Genomic DNA, 19,368 nt, shown 5'->3' with positions numbered 1-19,368 from the left:
GCCCGGAACGGCGGCAGGTGACGGGGGACGCGGGTCGGTGGTGCAAATCGCCGACCCGCGTTCGCTTGTACGACAGATCCCTTTGGCCGGGTGCACGCCGGGCAGGGACAGAACACTGGCATGCGCGTCGTCATCGTCACCGAATCCTTCCCTCCCGAGGTCAACGGGGTCGCCCACAGCGTGCTGCGGACGGCCGAGCATCTGGTCCGCCGCGGCCATCAGCCCCTCGTCGTCACCCCCGCGCCGGCGCGGGGCGCGGAGTGCCCGCCGGAGAGCTTCGGGAGCGCCGGGGCGGCCGCGATCCCCGTGGTCCGCATCCCGTCGATGCCGCTGCCGGGGTACCCGCAGGTGCGGATCGCCCTGCCGAGCCGGCAACTCGCGGCCGCGGTCGCCGGGCACCGGCCGGACATCGTGCACCTGGCCAGCCCGTTCGTGCTCGGCGCGCGCGGGATGCAGGTGGCCGCCCGGCTCGGGGTGCCCGCCGTGGCCGTCTACCAGACCGACCTCGCCGGGTACGCGCACGCCTACCGGGCCGGCCGGGGCCTCGGGGAGGCCGCCGCGTGGCGGCGGATCCGGGCCGTGCACCGGGCGGCCGCCCGGACGCTGGCGCCGTCCACACCGGCGGCGCAGGACCTGACCGCGCACGGGGTGCCCCGGGTGCAGCTGTGGCCGCGCGGGGTGGACTCGGTGCGGTTCCACCCCCGGCACCGGGACGAGGCACTGCACCGGGCTCTCGCGCCCGGCGGCGAGGTGCTGGTCGGCTACGTGGGGCGGCTGGCGCCGGAGAAGCGGGTCGACCTGCTGGCGGCCGCCTCGGCACTGCCCGGGGTGCGGGTGGTGATCGTCGGGGACGGACCCACGGCGCCCGGACTCAAGGCCTCGATGCCCGGCGCGGTCTTCCTGGGCCGCCGGACGGGTGAGGAACTGGCCCGCTGCTTCGCGACCCTGGACGTGTTCGTGCACACCGGCCCGCTGGAGACCTTCTGTCAGACCATCCAGGAGGCGATGGCGAGCGGGGTGCCGGTGATCGGCCCGGCGGCGGGCGGCCCGCTGGACCTGGTCGGGCACCACCGCACCGGCCTGCTGGTACCGCCCCGGGACGGCGCGGCCGTGGCCCGGGCGGTCGCCGAACTGGCCGCCGACCCGGCGCGGCGGGCCGCGTACGGCCGGGCCGGCCGGGCGGAGGTGACCGCCCGCACCTGGGAGGCGGTCGGCGACCTGCTGCTGCGGCACTACGCCGAGGTGCTGGCGGAGCACCGGGGGGTGCCGGTCGGGTCCCTCGCTCCGCTGCTCTCCCCCGCGGTCGCGGGGGTCGTCGCTTCTACGGACGGTGCGGTCTCGACCGCCGGGGGCGCTGGGATTGGTGCGGCCGCCGGGGGCGAGGCGGCCGGCAGCGCGCTGCCGGAGGAACTGCCGGCATGACCTCCGCCCCGAACCGCGAGGCGCTCACCATCGTGCGGCTCGCCAACTTCGTCACCCCGGTCTCCGGCGGCCTGCGCACCGCGCTGCGACACCTCGGCGCCGGGTACCGGGCCGCCGGGCACCGGCCGGTCCTGATCGTGCCCGGGGAGCGGCGCTCCGAGGAGGAGACCGAGCAGGGCCTGGTGGTCACCCTGCCCGGCCCGGTACTGCCGGCCAGCGGCGGCTACCGGCTGCTCACCGACCGCCGGGCGGTGGCCGCCGAGCTGACCAGGCTCACCCCCGACCGGCTGGAGGTGTCCGACCGCACCACGCTGCGCTGGACCGGCGCCTGGGCCCGGCGGCACGGGGTGCGCTCGGTGATGGTGTCCCACGAGAGCGCCACCGGGGTGCTGCGCACCTGGGGCGTTCCCGGACCGTTGGCCGGCACCGCCGCCGACCGGCTGAACGCGGCGACCGCCCGCGCGTACGACTCCGTGCTGTGCACCACCGACTGGGCGGCGGCCGAGTTCCGGCGGATCGGCACGCCGAACCTGGTCCGGGCACCGCTCGGGGTCGACCTGGACGCGATGCGGCCGCTGCCCCGGACCGAACGGGCCGTCGAACGGGCCCGGTACGCCGCGCCCGAGGAGGTGCTGCTGGTGCTCTGCTCGCGGCTCTCCGCGGAGAAGCGCCCCGAGCGGGCCGTCGAGGCGCTGGCCGCACTGCGGGCGCGCCGGGTGCCGGCCGTCCTCGTGGTCGCCGGAACCGGCCCGCTCCGGGAACGGCTGGCGGACCGGGCCGCGCGGCTGCGGGTCCCGGTGCGCTTCCTCGGCCACCTGAGCGGCCGCGAGGCGCTGGCCCGACTGCTGGGGTCCGCGGACGTGGCGCTCGCACCCGGGCCGGTGGAGACCTTCGGGCTCGCCGCGATGGAGGCCCTGGCCTGCGGCACACCGGTGGTGGTCAGCCGCTCCTCCGCGCTGCCCGGCCTGGTCGGGCTCGCCGGGGTGGCCGCCGTCGACACCGGCGCCGGGTTCGCCACCGCGGTACGGCAGTTGCTTGACCGGCCGGAGGGCGTACGCCGGTCCGCCGCCCGGACACAGGCGGAACGGTACGGCTGGCCGGCCGCGGTGACCGCGTTCCTGGCGGCGCACGGGGTGCGGAGCGGAGAGGGCGCGGGACCGCACGGCGCGCGGAGCGGAGACGGCACGGAACCGTACGGCGTGCCGAGCGGAGACGGCACGGAACCGTACGGCGTGCGGAACGGCGAGGCCGGGGAAGGGGGTCAGGATGAGCGTGCTCGGCACTGGACCTGACCGGGTCACCGGGGAGCGGTCACCGGCGGGCGAGTTGGCCCGGTTCGTCGCGCTCGGGGACTCGCTCACCGAAGGGGTCGGCGACTCGACGGGCGAGGGGTGGCGCGGCTGGGCGGCCGTCCTCGCCCATGCGCTGCTCCCCGAGGGCCGGGAGGCCGAGTTCACCAACCTCGCCTACAGCGGGGCGCTCACCAGTGATCTGACGACTCGCCAACTTCCCGACGCGCTGGCGGCCCGGCCGCAGCTGGCCGCCGTGGTGGTCGGCGGCAACGACACCCTCCGGGCCGGCTTCGACATCCGGCGCACCACCCTGGAACTGGACGCCACCCTGGGGGAACTCTCCGGCCACGGCGCCGTACTGCTCACCGCCTGCCTGCCCGACCCCGGCACCCTGCTCCGCCTCCCGGCCCCGCTCGCCCGGCCGTTGGCACGGCGGATGCGGGCCGTCAACACCGTGGTGCACGCCCTCACCGCGCGCCACCGGGCGGTGCACCTGCACCTCGCCGACCTGCCCTGGCTGGAGGAACGACGGCTCCTGAGCGTCGACCGTCTGCACCCCAGCGCCGAGGGCCACCACCTGATCGCCCACCGCTTCCACGGACTCCTCGCCGAGGCCGGACACCCCCTCGGGCCGCCGCCCTCCTCCGCACCGGCCGAGCCCCCGCCCGGACTGGCCGCCGACCTCTGGTGGATGGCCACCCGGGGCACCCGCTGGGTCGCCGCCCGCAGCACCGACCTGCTGCCCGGGCTGCTGGCACTGGCGGCCTCCGAGACCGTCGCCCGTCTGCGCGGCGCGAGCGGACGGCACGACGAGCAGATGGCCCGGGCGGCGGCTCAGGCACTGGCCTCCCTGGGGTAGCCCCGCGCGGGGGCGGTGGCCCGCACGGCGCCGCCCGGGGGCGCTCGTCCGTACGGCGTCACCCGGCGGTGGTGATCGGGGCGGCGGCCGGGTGGGAACCATGGGGGTGGCCGCGGTTGTCGTGACCGGGGAGAGCACGACCGGGAACGACATGACCCGGGAGGGCCGGGAGAGCGTGACGGAGGGAGCCGGGGTGGAGAACGCGGAAGCGGGCGGCCGGGGGATTCTGGCGGCGGCCGGGGTGCTGTTCCCGGACCGGGAGGGGCGGCTGCTCGTGGTGCGGCTGCCGTACGACGGGAAGCATCCGGTGGCGATCCCCGGCGGCGGCTGGGAACCGACGGACCGGTCGCCGCGGGAGACGGCGCGGCGGGAGATCGCCGAGGAGCTCGGGTTCACACCGCGGCTGGGGCCGCTGGCCTGCGTCGACTGGGCGCTCCGCGAGGACCGTCCGCCGATCGTCGCCTACCTGTACTGGGCGGAGCCGCTGACGGAGCAGCAGGCGGCGGTGATCCGGCCGGACGCGGCGGAGGTCGGCGGATGGACCTGGCTGACCACCGACCGGGCGGGCCAGGCCCTGCCGCCCCTGCTGTCGCGCCGGGTGACGGCCTGCCTGCGGACACCCCGGGCGGCCGGGCCGCTGGAACTGGAGGACAGCCGGCCGGTCGGGCACACCCTGCGGGAGCTGCCCGCCGACGGGCCGGTGCCCGAGTACCTCGGACTCGCCGCCGCCCCGGAACTGCACCCCGAGGTCGAACAGCGGCCGGAGCCCCCGCTCGACCGGGACACCTACTACGCCACCCGACCGAGGATCCGGGCGAAGGCCCGGGCCCTGTTCACCGACACCGCCGGGCGGGTGCTGCTGGTACGACTGCGGCCCTGGGACGGCCCGCGCGGCCAGGAACCGTACTGGACGCTGCCGGGCGGCGGCGTCGAGGCGGACCGGGAGACGCCCCGGACGGCGGCCCGGCGGGAGATCCACGAGGAGCTCGGCTGGGAGGTCGAGCCCGGCAAGCTGCTCGCCCTGGACTGGCAGCCGGGCGCCGCCGCCGATCCGGCGGCGAACCCCGCCACCGGCCGGGACACCGCCGTCCTGGTGTACGTGTACGACGGGGGCACGGTCACGGACGGGATGCTCGGCTCGATCGTGCTGCAGGAGGCGGAGCTGGTGGAGTGGCGGCTCTGCGATCCCGCCGAGGCGCGGACCCTGCTGACCGGGCCGTCCTGGGGCCGTACGGCCGCCGCACTGGCCGCCCGCGCGGGGACGGGCGGACCGGTCGAGCTGGTGGGCGGGCTGGCGGCGGACTAGCGGGAGGGGGGCCGGTCGGCGGGGGGACGGCCGGTCGGGGCGGGCCGGTGGCCGGTCGGGCGGTCGTTCGGTCGGGCGGCAGGAAGTGATGGCGGGGCCCGGGTGGGACAGACTGAGGGCATGCAGAACGCGATCACGGAGGTGCTGGCCGGCCGTCTGGTGGAGTCGGTCAGCGGGGGCGGACGGCTGGACCTGCGGCTGGCGGGCGGGGTGACCGTCCGGGTGGCGCACGAATTCCGCTTCGCGGCGCCGTCGTTCACCGCGCCGGAGGAGGTCGGGCACTTCTTCCCGGCACTGACCGTCCAGCCGAGCGCCCCGCTGCTGGCGCTGGTCGGGCGGACCGTCGACACCGCGCTGATCACCCTGGCCGGCGGCCTGGAGCTGGGCTTCGCCGGGGGCGGTGCGCTGTCCGTCCCGCCGCACGCTCAGCTGGCGCCGTGGAGCGTACTGACCGCCGGGGGCGTGGCGTGCGCGGGGCTGCCGGGCGGCGAGGTCCGCTGGGAGGAGCAGGGAGCGGAGCACGCGTCCGGGCCGGGGACGGGGTGAGGGGCGGGGTGCGGGAGGGGTGCGGGTCCGGGCCCGCGGGGGAGCCCGGCGGGGCGTGAGCCGCCGCCGGGGACTCCTCCGGCGCCCGGGCGGGCGTCAGACCTCCAGGTCCGCCTCGATCTTGACCAGCTGGTGGCGGGCCATCGCCAGGTTGGCCCGGGCCTTGTCCAGCGCGAGGTAGAGGAACAGGCCCTTGCCGGTGCGGCCGGTCAGCGGGCGGATCAGGTGGTACTGGCTGGACAGCGTGATCAGGATGTCCTCGATCCCGTCCTGCAGGCCGAGCATGTCCATCGTGCGCATCTTGGCGCGGACCACGTCGGTGTTCCCGGCCGCGGCCACGTTGAGGTCCAGGCCGCCGGGGCCGTCGAGGGTGGCGAGCGCCATGCCGCTGTTGTAGTCCACCAGGGCGGCGCCGATGGCGCCCTCGATGCTGGTCATGGCCTGCTTGAGTGCGCCGGCTGCGTCGGTCATCTGGTAACTCCCGTTCGGTGGTTGGGTTGTCGGGTTCTTGGGTGCTGGGCTTCTGGGGTTCTGCGGTGGTGAGGTGGTCAGTCGGGGTCGGTCGGGGTCGGTCCGGGTCAGCCCGCGTCGCGCGGGTCCTTGGGCAGGAGGCTGTCGTTGAGCAGCCCGGCGATGCGCTGGGCGCTGCGGCGGGCCTCCAGGTGCAGGCGGCCCACGTTGACGTCCGGGTGCGCCAGCAGGGTCAGCACACAGCTGCCGCCGGCCGCGTAGGTCGCGACGTAGCCGTTCTCGCCGCGCACCAGGGACTCCCGGAACTCCCCCTGGCCGGTGGTGTCGGCCAGCCGTTGGGCCAGCGAGAGCGAGGCCGCCGTCATCGCGGCCAGTCCGGAGGGCTCCGTCCCGTGGGTGTCGTGCGCGACCAGCAGACCGTCCACGCTGGCCACCAGACCGCCCGCCAGGTGCGGGACGCGGTGCTTGCAGGCGCGCAGTTCGGCGAGCAGCTCGGTCTCCAAGGCGATCAGTTGTCTCCTTCCGACTCGCTGCTTGAGTGCCCGCCTCATGGCCGGAACGACGGGGTCGCGGGCGGGGAGTGGGTCAAAGTCGGGCCTCCAGAAGGTCTCGGACCCGGGTCAGCAGCGCGATGTCCGGGTCGGGGACGGTCAGCGGGTGGGCCGCTGCCGGGGTGGGCTGGCGTTCGGGGCGGGCGGACGTTCCGGCGGCTGGTCCCGGGGCGACGGGTCCCGGGACTGCGGGTCCCGGGGCGGCGGCTCGTGCGGCGGCGGCCGGCGCCGCGACCACCGGGCCCACCTGCACGGTGCCGACGATCACCGCTCCGGACTGCGCGGCGCCGCGCAGGCTGGCGCCGGGGATCCGGCGGTGCAGGCCGCCGAGGGTGCGTCCGGCGGCGGCCGCACGGGCGACCGGCGGCGGCACGGCGGCCTGGGAGGCCGCGACGGGAGGTTCGGTGGCCGACGGCACCGCGCTGGACGGCAGGGTGGTCGACGGCACGGTGGCCGACGGCGCGTCGAGCAGTCCGGCGGCCGCCAGGCGGCGGACGTCCGCCGTCACGCCGAAGCCGGAGCGGCCGAGCAGGCGGGCCAGGTCCGCCGGGGTTCTTCGGCCGTCGGCGTGGTCGAGCAGTTCGCGGCGCCGGCGGCCGGGCGGGCGGTGGGACGGCCGGCGGCTGTGCTCCACCGGGCGGACCGGCGCGGTGTCCAGCTGCGCCCAGGGCCAGATCCGGTCGAGGAGTCGGCGCCGGCGTTCGACCTCACGGCACAGCCGCTCCGGGTCGACCGTCGCGACCGGCCCGAGCCAGTGCCGGGTGTCGGACTCGAACCGCCAGAAGCCGCCGCCGTGATCGGCCAGGACGAAGAAGGCGGCGTCGAACAGCGTCCCCAGGTGGCCGAGTTCGAGCTCTCCCCGGGTGATCAGCCGCCGCTCGACCAGCACCTCGCCGACCCGCGCCCGCGGGCCGTGGACGTGGACGAGCTCCGACCAGTGCTCGGGGGTGATCCGGCCGCAGCCGGTGAGCAGGTCGGCGAGACCGGGCGCCCGGGGGGACTCGGCGCCGACCACCTCGCCGTCGACGAGGTGCAGGGTGCCGAGCGGACCGTACAGGGCGCCGGTGGCGCGGCGGTCGGCGAGCAGGGCGAGGGCTTCGCCCGGCGTCCTCGGCGCGGCGTACTCGGCCGGGGGCGGGACGGTACCGGTGGCGGTGGTCATACGGCCCACCGCCGGAGGCCGGTGGTACGGCGGGTGCCGGAACCGGTCACGCGCTTCGCGAGATGGCCCGTGCGGCCCGTACGGCCAGTACTGGCAGTACTGGCAGTACTGGCAGTACTGCCAGTACTGGCCGTACGGGCAGTACTGCCGGCACGGCGGGCCGGCGGCCGAAAAGCGACGGGCGGCAGGGACGGAGCGGAGGGCATCGGCGTCGTCTTCACCCCAGCACCAGCTCCTCGGCCAGCGCCTGGAGGCGGAAGCGTGCGGCGGCGAGGTTGCCCTCGGCGCGGTCCAGCCAGAGGTGCAGGACGAGCCTGCTGTCGAAGACGGTGTCGATGAAGCGGATCAGGTGGTAACTGCGGCCGGCAGTGACGATGATGTCCTCCAGCGGGGACCGCCGGTCCTCCGCCGCCGTGAAGGTCTGGCTCTCAACAGCCGCTCGCACCAGGTCCGTTGCCTCGGCGGCGGAGGTCTCGTGTTCGCCCGTGGGGCCGTCCCCGAGGCTGCCGAGGGCGAGCCCGCTGCCCCAGTCGACCAGGCTCGCGGCGCGGGCTCCGGCGATCGCCATCGCTCCGGAGAGACATTCGTCAATACCCGGCACACCGGCTCCTTCGCGGGGTCTGGGGCGGCCGGAGCGCCGCGCGGCACCGGCCGGGTCGCCACCAGCAGTGGCAGATCCGACACGGAAGGCTACTGCCGGATCCCATACGACGAACATTCCAATGGCATATTCACACCAGAAGCAGCTAGTTCCGGCCAAGGTATGACGATGCGTCAGCCATGCCGGAGGGGCAAATCCGCTGGCCGGTGGACCGTTCGGGAACGGCGTTCATCGGCCACCTGGAACGGGACCTTGGCCGATACCCGGCCGCGCCGGAGGGTTTCGAGCCCGCGAGTGCGATAGAGGGACGTTTCCGCGAGGGTCGAACACCTGACGCCACGCCGTGGGCGGAAGACCTCCGGAGCGCATGACGAAGGGGCCCGTTCCGTTGGACGGAACGAGCCCCTTCGGGTGGAGCGCCAGGCCCGGGTTGCACGGACTCTTCCCACTGAAAGTGGGACGTGCTCTGGTAGCACCGCTGACGCCTGCTCGAGAAGATCTCCGTTTCGGAAGATCATTTCCTCTCGACGGAATGAACAGTAGCAGGTCAGCGGCCCCGGCAAGAAATCGGGACCGGGGCCGGGCCACCCCGGTTCAGGCCTGGCCGACCGCCTCGGCGAGCAGCCGGTAGGAGTCGAGAAGAGCGGTGCGGTCGTAGGTGCTGGTGGTGACCAGGAACTCGTCCGCACCGCTGCGCTCCACCAGCGCGGTCAGCTCGGCGGCCGCCCGCTCCGGGGTGCCCGCGATGTGGCCCTTGAGCGAGGCCTCGTACGCGGCCCGCTCCCGCTCGGTCATCGACCGGGCGTGGATCTCGGCGACAGGGGCCAGCGGCGGGAACTCGCCGTGGGTGCGGGAGTAGGCGCCGGACCAGGCCTCCGGGACGAGCAGTTCCTGGGCCTGCTCGGCGGTGTCGGCGACCGCGACCGTCCCCGAGACCACCACGTACGGCTCGGCGGCCTGCGCCGAGGGGCGGAAGCGGGCGCGGTAGCGGTCGATCGCCGCGAGCATCCGCTCCTCGCCGCGGGCGGCCGCGATGACCAGGGGCAGGCCGGCGTCGGCGGCCAGGTCGGCGCCCGCGCCGGTGGCCAGGACGAAGGCCGGCACGTGCAGGCCCTCGGCCGGACGGGCGTGGACCCCGCGGTGCGCGTCCTGCGAGCCGTCGAAGTAGCCGAGCAGCTCGGCAAGCTGGGCGCCGAAGTCGTCCGCCGCGTCCTTCTCCCGCCCGAGCGCCCGCCGGACACCGTCGGTGAACCCGACCGACCGGCCGAGGCCCATGTCGATGCGGCCCGGGAAGAGCGCCGCGAGCACCCCGAACTGCTCGGCCACCACCATCGGCCGGTGGTTGGGCAGCATCACCCCGCCGGTGCCGACCCGGATCCGCGAGGTGGCCGATGCCACCGCCGCGGCGAGCACGGTGGGCGCCGAACCGGCCACCCCCGGCACCCCGTGGTGCTCGGAGACCCAGAACCGGTGGTACCCGAGCCGCTCGGCCTCACGGGCGAAGTCCACCGTGTCCCGCAGCGCCCGGGCCGGCTCCTCCCCCTGCCGGGTACGGGAGCGGTCGAGCACGGAGAGCCTGACGGTGGGCGTAGCGCTGATCACGTGGGTGGACAACGCCCACCGGACGCGCGGCCATTCCCCCGGTCAGGGGTTCGGGCCCGGGGCCTGCGACGCCCGAGATTCGGCGCCCCGAGATTCGGCACCACGGGGTTCGGCGCACCTGGGCAGCGCCCCGGGCCGACGGCTGTCGGCTCAGGCGCCGCCCGCCTCCGGTATTCGGCGCCGGCGCGCGGTGGCCGTGCCGCGGCGGCCCCAGGGCTTGTACACCGAGAGGGCCACGTTGAAGAGGTAGAGCGACAGGGCGACCGCCGGGACGATGACCGTGTTGTAGCGGACGAAGCCGAGCTCCGCCACCGGGATCGGGCCGCTCGGGTGCACGTCCGCCACGCGCACCGCGTCGTGCAGCCGGGCGGTGAGGGCGAAGACCGAGGCGGCCATCGCCGCGAGCGTCAGCCAGAACTTGGTGCTCACCCAGTAGTACCGGAACAGCCCCCAGGAGGTGCCGAGCCCGAGCGCCACCCCGCTCAGGAAGGTGAGCAGGCTCAGCGGCAGGACCAGCGCGTCGCCGAGCATGCCCATCGCCCGGTAGGCGGCGCGCAGCCGGTCGGCGTCCGCGGTCGTCAGCGCCGTCACCGCCAGGGTGAGGAGGCAGAGCATCAGCGCCAGCCAGCTCACCGAGGCGACGACGTGCAGGACGACCAGGGGCTTGCGCACCCCCGGCGGCAGGCGGCGGTCCGCCGATCGCCGTCTGCCGCCGGGGGCCGGGCCGGGCGTCGCGACGGCACCGACCGCACCGGCGGCGTCCGCGGCACCGACCGCGTCGGCGGCACCGGCGGCACCGACCGCACCGGCGACACCGGCAGCGTCCGAGGCTCCGATGGACGGGCGCACGGGGTACCTCCTTCGAGTCGGGGTCACGAGGACGGCCCCAGACTCTCCCCTCCGCCCCCCATCGGACATCTGCCGACGGAAGTAACTCCGTCTACTCCCCCGCGAGTAGGCGCCCCCGCCCGAACGGGTCGACACACCTTCAGGAGGAGTACCACCGGAGGGCGGCACCGCTCAGTCGGTCACCGTGAAGCCCTGCGCCGCACCCAGCCGGTGGAGCGAGGACGGCCCCGGGATGCCGTCCGCCGCCCCGGCCTCGTACCCGCAGCGCCGCTGCCAGGCGGCGTACGCGGCGACCGTACGGGTGCCGAACGAGCCGTCCGCCCACTGCTGTTCGAGCAGCCCCTCGTCCACCAGCGCCTGCTCCACGATCGCCACCTCGGAACCGTACGTCCGGTGCCCCTGCTCCGCGCCCGGGTCGGTCCGCGCGGCGGAGACCACGTGGGAGACCGACACCGACCGCTGCCCGGGGATGTAGCCGAGCAGCCGGTTGAGCGAGCCCTCGCCGGGGACGCCGTCCGCCGCCGGCCCGGAGTAGCCCAGACTCCCCTGGTAGTCGGCGTAGTTCTCGGTGTCCGCGTCCGTCCAGTTCGGCCCGGGGCCGGAGTGGTAGTGGGAGCCGAAGCCACGCGCGACGAGCGCCCGCCCGACGGCCGTCACCTGGTAGCCCCGGGCGCCGTAACCGTACGGCAGGCCGTTGATGGAGACCTGGTACCGGGCGGGCGTCCGGTCCGCCGGGGGCACCGGGTGCTGCTGCGAGGGCGGGTCGTCCGGGGAGCCGGGGCCGGCCGTGAAGTCGGGCCAGGAGCCGGGGTCGGTGTGGTCGTTGAACGGCACGTCGGCGTGCGCGTACCAGCCGCCGCGGGTCTCCCAGACGTGCTCGTCGCGGCGGCCGGAGAAGCCGGCCGGCCGGCCCATCGGCCACACGTCGGGCACGCCCCAGGAGGCGGTCCAGGCGTGGATCCGGTCCCAGCCCGCGCACGGGGTGTCGACCAGTCGCGGGTAGACCCGACCCCGGTAGCGGCAGTAGGGGAAGAACACCGCCTCGATCTGGATCACCACGCGCCCGGCCCGGTTGGTGCGGGTCGGGCTCTCGGGCGGGCTGAGCACGCTCTTCGAGCGGGAGTCGGCCGGGAACAGCTGCGTCGTCCGGCCGCTGAACGGGTCCCAGACGAGGTGCGGCGCGTTGCCGGCGCCGCTGCCGGTGAAGTAGTTCACCAGGTCCTCGTAGCTGCACCAATCCTGCGGGGCGGCGGCGGTCGCGTTGCGGTCCCAGGTGATGTGGGCGATGGCCTTCGGCGGGTACTGCTGGTCGGTCGGCGCGTGGTCGCCGAGGTCGTGGATCTCGGCACCGGGCAGCCACAGTTCGGGCATTGCTGGCTCCTCCGAACGGTGTGAGGGCATCACCTCCGGTATCGGCAGGTACGGGTCACGGATTGACCCCGACGGCGCAAATGCCCGGTACTGAACCCCCCGTATCCGTCCGGCCGTTCGACTCGGCGGGGGCCATTCGCCCCCGCGTGCGATTCGGGCGCCCGTGCGGGTGCGGTCGATCGCGCGGAAGGGGGCGCATTCCACCCCGTCGGGGCGCCGCTGTCAATCGTTGACATCAAAAGTGGTCTAGTCCACGGTGGTCCGGCGGACCGCCGAAAGCCTCGCACCCGGGCATTCCCGTGCGTCCAACTGACCGCCGTGGAACCGAACCTGACGATCCGATGGAGAGACCCGCACCATGCAAAGAGTCTGCCTCGCCCTGCCCACCATGCGGCCCTGCCCCGACACCATCGCGGAACTCGCCGAGGAGGCGGCCTACGCCGTCGCGAACTTCGGGGTCGAGGTGCACCTCCTCGTCGTCGACACCACCGACGCCGCCGGGTTCGCGGAGAACGCGGAGGCCGTGGCCGCGCTGGAGCCCACCCCCGGCGTGGTCGTCCACCACCTCGGCGAGGCGCGGCAGCGGGACTTCCTGCGCCGGGTGACCGAGCGCTCCGGCGCCGCCGACCCCGGGCTGCTGCTCGACCTGATGCTCCCGCGGGCCGTCGCGTACGGCTCCTGCGTCAACCGCCTCTTCCTGGGCGCGGCGGCCCTGGGCTGCACCTCGGCGCACCTGCGCAACGACGACGCCGACTTCCAGGTGGTCGACGGCCGGAAGGTCTTCCCGATCCACCACGAGCTGCTCTCGATCGGCCGCCCGGCCGGCGAGGCGGCGGCCGGCGTGTCCCGCTCCGAGCTCGACCCGGCCGACGCGGACAAGCCGGTGATGCTGGTCAGCGGCTCCTTCATCGGCGAACTCAACGTGGACATCAGCGAGATCCACGAACTGGACCCGGCCGTCTACCGCGACGTGGTGCGGCTGTGGACCCCGCCGGTCTGGTCGGAGGAGGAGCGGGACGCGATGGTGGACGTCTCCTTCAAGGGCGCCGGCTCCGAGCCGTTCACCACCGACGAATCCGTCCTCGGCGTGCCCGACATCTGGGACGTCTACATGTGCAACATCGCCCTGGACCACCGGGCCTACGAGGTGCTGCCGCTGCTGCCCTCGGTCGAGACCATCGGCAGCGACTACGCCCTGCTGCACGCCCTGGTCCACTCCCGGCTGCCCGGCGTCACCCACAACCGCCACATCGTCAACTACTACACGCCCGAGCGCCGCACCGGCGCCGGCTTCATCGCCTACCAGCTGCGGTTCGTCAAGTTCCTGCTCTCGATGCTGTACCTGTACCCGGTCTACGGCGGGATGATCGACCTCGGCCGCGGACTGCTGGACGAGCGGCACGGGCTGAAGGTCGAGCCGATCCTCGACCTGGTGCGGGGCAGCGTCGACTGGGACCGGGCCGGGAACGAGCACTGCCTGGACGTCCTGGACCGCTCCTACCGCAAGCTGGGCGGCAAGTACGCCGAGCTCGCGGACGCGGTGGCCGGGCGGCGGCAGCAGCTCCTGGACGAGGCACGGCAGGACGCCGAACGCTGGGCGGTGCTGGTGGAGGCCTGGGCCGCGCTGGTGGCCACCGCCCGCACGGAGGGGCTCGGCACCGCGACGGAGGGGCTCGGCGCCGCGACGGAAGGGCTCGACGCCGCGACGGAGGAGCCGTCCCGGTGAGCGGGGACCTCCGGATCCGGCTGCTGGCCGACGGGGACTGGGACGCCGTGGTCGCGCTGGAACACGAGGCCTACGCGGCCGACGGCCTGTCGGAGGGCCGGGAGGCGCTGCAGTCCCGCGCGCTCGGCTCACCGGAGACCTGCTTCGTCCTGGAACAGGGCGGCACGGTCCGCGGCTACCTGCTGAGCCTCCCGTACCCGCCGCTGCGCTGCCCCGACCTCACCCGGCCGGAGGACGCGCGGTACGAGTCGGACAACCTGCACGTGCACGACCTGGTGATCGCCGAGGACCTGCGCGGCCGGGAGGTCGCCCTGGGGTTCATGCGGCACTTCCGGGAGCGGGCGGAGGAGCTGGGCTTCGAGCGGATCTCGATGGTCGCGGTGCGCGGCGCGGAGATCCTGCTGCGGCTGATCGGCTACCGCGCGCACCGGGAGGTGGCGGTGCCGGCCTGTTACGGGCGGCGCGCGGTCTACATGTCGACGACCGTGCGCTGACCCGTCGGCGGGCCCGGTCCGGTCGGTCGGTCCGGTCGGCAGACCCAGTCGGTCGGTCGGCGGAATTCGGGGGCGCGCCCGGCCGGGCGGCGGGCACAATGCCCGGATGCCGTCCCTGCTGTACGCCGTCGCCCTCAACCCCGCGCTGCCGCCCGAGCTCCTCGGCCGACTGATCGAAGCCGCCGACGCCGACGGGGACCTGGCCGAGGCGCTGGCCGACCGGCCGGACCTCGGGCCCGAGCAGGTGTGCCGGCTCGCCGGGCGCGACGAGGAGACGGCCGTCCGGCTCGCCTACGGCGGCCTGCTGCGCGCGGCGGACGTCGACCCGGTCACCCGGCCCCTCGTCGCGCTCGCCCTCCTGGACGAGGGGCGCGGGGACCCGGCCTGGGCCCGCCAGCTGGCCCGGGACCCGGACCCGTACGTCCGGATGCGGCTCGGCTCCTGCCCCGGGCTGCCGGACGAGACCGCCGACCTCCTCGCGGTGGACGAATCCGTCGACGTGGTGTCCGAACTCGGCCTCTACAGCGAGCGCCCTGACCTGCTGGTGCGGCTCGCCGCCCACCCGGAGGCCGAGGTGCGGCGGTGGGTCGCGGCGAACGAGGCCGCGCCGCCCGGTCTGCTGACCGCGCTGCTGGCCGACCGGGACGTCCTGGTCCGGCGCCAGGCGGCGGGCAACCCCGCGACCCCCGGCACGGCGGCCGCCCGGCACGTCGACGACGAGCCGACGGTCCGCCACCAGCTCTCCGAGCACCCCGGGCTGCCCGCGGCGGTCTACCACCGGCTCGCCGAGGACCCCGCCCCCTGGGTCCGGGGCAACCTCGCCGACAACCCGGGGATCGACCTGCCGTTGATGCACCGGCTCGCCGCCGACGACGATCCGGACGTCCGGCGCCGGCTCGCGCACCATCCGGCCATCCCGCTCGACCTGGTCGAACGGCTCGCCGTCACCGTCCGGATCGGGGCCGCCCTGCTCCCCCGGGTCGCCGCCGCCGGGCCGGCCGAAGTCACCCGGCTGGCGGCGTCCTCGGAGCCCCGGGTGCGGATGCTCGTCGCCCGCCGCCGTGACCTGCCCGCCGCCGTCCGGGACGCGCTCGCCGCCGACCCGGACGCCGCGGTGGCCAACTCCGTCGCCCCGCACCCCGGCCTGACCTCCGCGCGACTCACCGCCCTGCTGGACCGGTTCGCCGCCAAGGTCGCCACCGGCCTCGCCGCCAACCCGGACGCCCCGACCGCACTGCTCGACCGGATCGCCGCCACCGAACCGGTGCCGGTCAAGGCCCTGCGCGCCATCGCGGCCCACCCCCACGCCGGGCCCGCGGCCCTCGCCCGGTGCCTCGCCTCCCCGGACGAACGCACCGCCGAAGCCGCCGCGGCCAACCCGGCCCTGCCGGCGGAGGTCATCGCCGCGCTCACCGAGGAGGCGGCAGCGGCCGAGCCCGACCGGTAGCGGCCCCGGGAGGCCCCGCACGACCCCGAAGAACCGCTGTGACCTGCGAGCGGGGTCGCGTCGGCGGTACTCCTGCTGCGCGAGCGCCCGGCGCCTGCTCGACCTCGCCGTTCACCGGGGCGAGCGTTCACCGGGACGAGCGTTCACGGGACGCGGGCCTGACGGTCCGCGCCTCGCCGCGGGCCCTCACCCTGGCGGAGGCGCAGCGGACGACCGCGGCCGTCCCGAGAGTCGCGCTCGGCCCCGAGGCCCCGTACCGGCCGGAGTCCCACCGGGAGGTGCGGGGCACGGTGGCCGCCGGCGGCGGAACCGTCCCGCCCCACCCGTCCCTCACGCCCCTCCCCCACCGGCAACGTCCGGAGCCGGTTGCGGTTGAGTCTCCGTTCCGTTTCGACGGGCGTACGAAGTACCGGCCGGTCCGGGATCGTGGAGACGACGACTGGTCCGGCAAGGGGAGTTGCCATGGGGGACGGCCGCGGGACGGTACCCGGCGTGGTGGAGGCGCTGCTGGTCGGCGGCCCGCACCAGGCCGTGGCGGACGTGGTGCGGGCGCGGCTGCGGCTGGTGCCGGAGGGCGCGCGGGCGCTCGCGGCGGCCGAGGCGAGCCCGGAGGACCCGCGGGCCCGGGACCGGCTGTCCCTCGCGGTCGAGCACCTGCTGGCCTCCGACCAGGCGTTCGCCGGCTACCTGGCGACCACCGCGCTCGGCCGGCCGGCCGATCCGCCGACGGTCCACCTGCGGACCGACCCCGGCACCGTCCAGCTGCGGACGGGCCCGGCCGGCACGCCACCGAAGGGCCCCTCGACCGTCCAATTGCGGACCGGCCCGCCCACTACGCCGCCGAAGGGCCCCTCGACCGTCCAGCTGCGGGTCGACCCGGTGGAGGCCGCCCGTGCCCAGGCCCTCGCGGCCCGCCGGGGCGCGACGCCGATCGTGCTGGCCCTCGTGCTGGTCCTGCTCGCCGCGCTGGTCGCCATCGGCATCCACCTGGGCTCGCGCCCGCTGCTGAGGCCGGGCGGGCCGGGCCTGGCGCACGCCGCGCCGCTGAGCGACCCGGCGCTGGTGCGGGGCGTGCTGCCCGACGCGGGGGCCATGCCGGGCGGCTGGCAGGTGCGGCGCGCACCGCAGTCGGGGACGGGCACGGACGGCGACGTGCCATGCCTGCTGCCGGACTCCTGCGAGCAGCAACTCGCCTATGCCACAGTCAGTTTCAGCGCGGCCGACATCCAGACGGTGGAGTTCGAGGTGGTCACCTTCGCCTCGGCCGAGGCGGCCGCCCGGGCCTTCGACACCACGCTCGACCGCACCGCGGGCGAGGACTCGGGGGCGGTGGCCCTCCCCCGGATCGGCGACCAGAGCGCCGTCCGCACCCGTGGCGCCTCCTCGGCGGTGGCGCTGGTGCGGGTCGGCGGTGTGGTGCTCCTGGTGCACGACGACGGGCCGGGGGCGGCCGTCACCGCGCCCTGGCTCACCGTGTTCGCCCGGCTGCTCGCCGAGCGCGCCCGGCAGGCCCAGGACGGCCGCACCCCCGACGCCGCCGCGAACACCCCATCGACACCCTGACGGTCAGGGCTTGTTGAGGTAGGCGAGGACCGCGAGGACCCGCCGGTTGCCGTTCTCGTCGTCGGTGAGCCCGAGCTTGCCGAACATCGAGGTGGTGTACTTGCTGATCGCGCTGTCGCTGAGGAACAGCCGCTGCGCGATGGCCTGGTTGGACAGCCCCTCCGCCATCAGGCCGAGCACCTCCAGCTCGCGCTCGGTGAGCCGGTCGAGCCGGCGGTTCGAGGGGGCGGAGGAGACCAGCGCGGCGATCACGGCCGGGTCCATGGCCGTTCCGCCCTTGGCGACGCGTTCCAGGGCGTCGACGAACTGCTCGCCGTCGAACACGCTCTCCTTGAGGAAGTACCCGATGCCGCCCGCGCCGTCGGCCAGCAGCTCCCGGGCGTACAGCTGCTCCACGTGCTGGGAGAGGATCAGCACCGGCAGTCCGGGCACCTGGCGGCGGGCGGCGAGGGCGGCCTGCAGGCCCTCGTCCGACTGGGTCGGCGGCATCCGGACGTCGACGACGGCGGCGTCCGGACGGTGGGTCAGCAGGGCGTTCAGGGTCTCCGGGCCGGTGGCCGCGGTGGCGACCACTTCGTGCCCGTAGGCCTCCAGGAGGTGGACCATGCCGTCCCGGAGCAGGTAGAGGTCCTCGGCTACGACGATTCGCATGGCACCATCATCGTCGCCCGGGTCGGTCCGCCGTCGGGGCTGCTGATCTCCAGGGTGCCGTCGAACACCGCCAGCCGGCGGCGCAGGCCCGCGAGCCCGCCCTCGGCGCCGGTCACCGCGCCTCCCGTCGCCACGCCACCCGTCACCGCATCGCCCGTCACCGCGCCTCCGCGGCCGTCGTCCTCGACCTCCACCACGATGCCGGTCTCGCCGCGGCGGACGGTGATCCGCACCCGGCTCGCCCCGGCGTGCTTGGTGGCGTTGGTGAGCAGTTCGGCGACCCCGAAGTACACGGCGGACTCGATCGGCGGCTCCAGCCGGAACCCCCCGTCGGCGGTGACGGTCACGTCGAGCGGGCTGTTCAGGGCGAGCGCCCGGACGGCGTCCACCAGGCCGCGCTCGGTCAGCACCGGCGGGTTGATCCCCCGGACCAGGTCCCGCAGTTCGGCCAGCGAGCCGGCCGCGCCGGCCCGCGCCGAGCGCATCAGTGCGCGGGCCCGCTCCGGATCGGACTCCATCAGCTTCTCGGCCGTGGCCAGCGAGAGCCCGAGCGCGACCAGGCCCGCCTGCGCGCCGTCGTGCAGATCGCGTTCGATCCGGCGGAGCTCGGCGGCCTGGGCGACGGTCACGTCCGCGCGCTGGGCGGTCAGTTCGTCCACCCGCTCGGCCAGCAGCATGGCGCGCGAAGGGCCGAGGGAGCGGACGGCCACCGGCTCCAGCAGCCGCCAGGCGTACGGCGCGGAGGCGGCGGCCGGCGCCGCGAAGAGGGCCCCGACCAGCCGGGAGAGCGGCGACGGCCCGGCCAGTGCGAGGACCGCGGCGGCCAGCGCGGCCGGCGGGACGGCCGCGGCCAGGCCCGCCGTGAACGGGGCGGTCCCGGCGAACCGCAGGTCCCGCCAGGTCGCCGGGTCGCCCCACCAGGTGCGCCAGGCCTGGTCCCGCACTGCGTCCCGGCGGCTGCGCTCGTAGGAGTGGCCGTTCCACCAGTAGCCGGTGGACATCCGGGTGACCGGCCCGGGCTCCCGGTATCCGGGCGGGACGACCGTGCCGGTCCACCGCTCGACCAGGAAGCGCACGGCCCGGCAGACCGGACGGGCGAGGGTGAGCGTGCCGGTGCCCACCAGCACCACCGGCAGCAGCCAGGACCACGGGTTCGCCGGCCCCCAGAGGATCCCCAGCGCGACCGCGCCGGCCCACACCACCGGGATCAGCAGGGTGACGACCGCCACCGCGCAGGCCCGGAGGAACCCCACTCCGACGCGCGCGCCCCACGAAGCCAGCTGTCTCATCATCCCCGCTCCTCGGCCTCCGTTCGATGCCCCCACTCTGCACCAGCCGGAGCCGGCCGACGCCCTGATCAGCGGAGGAGTGTGGCCAGCCCCACCCTTCCGTGTGCCCTGGCCCCGGTACCGCCCGCCGGGCCGGAGCGGGGCGCCGCGACGGCCGTCGCCCGAA

General features: G+C 75.6%; 18 protein-coding genes. 9 read left to right on the top strand and 9 right to left on the bottom strand.

The window, feature by feature from the left end; genetic code table 11:
* The first annotated feature begins 120 nt into the window (after positions 1-120).
* From IE332_RS18455 to IE332_RS18435, 5 genes are all read left to right on the top strand, one after another.
* On the top strand, positions 121-1,422 hold the full coding sequence (locus IE332_RS18455; RefSeq protein WP_189917541.1) for a glycosyltransferase family 4 protein: 1,302 nt from the start codon (positions 121-123) through the stop codon (positions 1,420-1,422).
* A complete protein-coding gene (locus IE332_RS18450) occupies positions 1,419-2,714 on the top strand; it encodes a glycosyltransferase (protein WP_189917539.1) in 1,296 nt (431 codons plus the stop codon). Before IE332_RS18455 ends, IE332_RS18450 begins: the two co-directional genes overlap by 4 nt.
* Positions 2,689-3,573: an SGNH/GDSL hydrolase family protein gene (locus IE332_RS18445; RefSeq protein ID WP_189917537.1), complete on the top strand. Its 885-nt coding sequence runs from the start codon at positions 2,689-2,691 to the stop codon at positions 3,571-3,573. Before IE332_RS18450 ends, IE332_RS18445 begins: the two co-directional genes overlap by 26 nt.
* A 193-nt stretch (positions 3,574-3,766) precedes the next feature.
* A complete protein-coding gene (locus tag IE332_RS18440) occupies positions 3,767-4,879 on the top strand; it encodes an NUDIX domain-containing protein (protein ID WP_189917535.1) in 1,113 nt (370 codons plus the stop codon).
* A gap of 120 nt (positions 4,880-4,999) precedes the next feature.
* Positions 5,000-5,425: a DUF6188 family protein gene (locus IE332_RS18435; RefSeq protein WP_189917533.1), complete on the top strand. Its 426-nt coding sequence runs from the start codon at positions 5,000-5,002 to the stop codon at positions 5,423-5,425.
* Between the two features lie 96 nt (positions 5,426-5,521).
* On the opposite strand, the gene IE332_RS18430 is transcribed toward IE332_RS18435, so the two are convergent.
* From IE332_RS18430 to IE332_RS18400, 7 genes are all read right to left on the bottom strand, one after another.
* Positions 5,522-5,896 (bottom strand): hypothetical protein, encoded by a 375-nt coding sequence (locus tag IE332_RS18430; protein WP_189917531.1) that lies wholly within the window; start codon positions 5,894-5,896, stop codon positions 5,522-5,524.
* A 107-nt stretch (positions 5,897-6,003) separates the two neighbouring features.
* Positions 6,004-6,399 (bottom strand): roadblock/LC7 domain-containing protein, encoded by a 396-nt coding sequence (locus tag IE332_RS18425; protein WP_308437579.1) that lies wholly within the window; start codon positions 6,397-6,399, stop codon positions 6,004-6,006.
* Positions 6,400-6,481: 82 nt separating this feature from the next.
* Positions 6,482-7,609, bottom strand: a complete 1,128-nt coding sequence (locus IE332_RS18420) for an ADAM 12 protein (protein WP_189917521.1) — start codon at positions 7,607-7,609, stop codon at positions 6,482-6,484.
* Positions 7,610-7,826: 217 nt separating this feature from the next.
* Positions 7,827-8,210: a hypothetical protein gene (locus IE332_RS18415; RefSeq protein ID WP_189917519.1), complete on the bottom strand. Its 384-nt coding sequence runs from the start codon at positions 8,208-8,210 to the stop codon at positions 7,827-7,829.
* A gap of 594 nt (positions 8,211-8,804) precedes the next feature.
* Positions 8,805-9,824: an LLM class flavin-dependent oxidoreductase gene (locus IE332_RS18410; protein WP_229928703.1), complete on the bottom strand. Its 1,020-nt coding sequence runs from the start codon at positions 9,822-9,824 to the stop codon at positions 8,805-8,807.
* A 138-nt stretch (positions 9,825-9,962) separates the two neighbouring features.
* Entirely contained in the window at positions 9,963-10,661 is a 699-nt protein-coding gene (locus IE332_RS18405; protein ID WP_229928702.1) for a DUF2269 domain-containing protein, read from the bottom strand.
* A gap of 171 nt (positions 10,662-10,832) precedes the next feature.
* Complete coding sequence (locus tag IE332_RS18400) at positions 10,833-12,032, bottom strand: peptidoglycan-binding protein (RefSeq protein ID WP_189917517.1); 1,200 nt, start codon at positions 12,030-12,032, stop codon at positions 10,833-10,835.
* Positions 12,033-12,390: 358 nt separating this feature from the next.
* Between IE332_RS18400 and IE332_RS18395 the strand changes: the two genes are divergently transcribed.
* The 4 genes from IE332_RS18395 (at position 12,391) to IE332_RS18380 (ending at position 17,262) form a co-directional block, all read left to right on the top strand.
* Positions 12,391-13,758: a DUF6271 family protein gene (locus IE332_RS18395; RefSeq protein ID WP_189917515.1), complete on the top strand. Its 1,368-nt coding sequence runs from the start codon at positions 12,391-12,393 to the stop codon at positions 13,756-13,758.
* The gene (locus IE332_RS18390; protein WP_189917513.1) at positions 13,755-14,252 is read left to right on the top strand and encodes a GNAT family N-acetyltransferase; all 498 of its coding nucleotides are present in this window, start codon (positions 13,755-13,757) and stop codon (positions 14,250-14,252) included. Before IE332_RS18395 ends, IE332_RS18390 begins: the two co-directional genes overlap by 4 nt.
* Positions 14,253-14,358: 106 nt before the next feature.
* Positions 14,359-15,699: a hypothetical protein gene (locus IE332_RS18385; RefSeq protein ID WP_189917505.1), complete on the top strand. Its 1,341-nt coding sequence runs from the start codon at positions 14,359-14,361 to the stop codon at positions 15,697-15,699.
* Between the two features lie 462 nt (positions 15,700-16,161).
* Positions 16,162-17,262, top strand: a complete 1,101-nt coding sequence (locus IE332_RS18380) for a hypothetical protein (RefSeq protein ID WP_189917503.1) — start codon at positions 16,162-16,164, stop codon at positions 17,260-17,262.
* 3 nt (positions 17,263-17,265) lie between these two features.
* On the opposite strand, the gene IE332_RS18375 is transcribed toward IE332_RS18380, so the two are convergent.
* Complete coding sequence (locus tag IE332_RS18375) at positions 17,266-17,913, bottom strand: response regulator transcription factor (RefSeq protein ID WP_189917501.1); 648 nt, start codon at positions 17,911-17,913, stop codon at positions 17,266-17,268.
* Entirely contained in the window at positions 17,898-19,202 is a 1,305-nt protein-coding gene (locus IE332_RS18370; protein ID WP_189917915.1) for a sensor histidine kinase, read from the bottom strand. The genes IE332_RS18375 and IE332_RS18370 overlap by 16 nt, the downstream gene beginning before the upstream one ends.
* Positions 19,203-19,368: the final 166 nt, after the last annotated feature.

The organism is Kitasatospora xanthocidica (genome assembly GCF_014656195.1).
GTDB lineage: Bacteria > Actinomycetota > Actinomycetes > Streptomycetales > Streptomycetaceae > Kitasatospora > Kitasatospora xanthocidica.
This window is presented reverse-complemented; position numbering and strand designations above follow the sequence as displayed.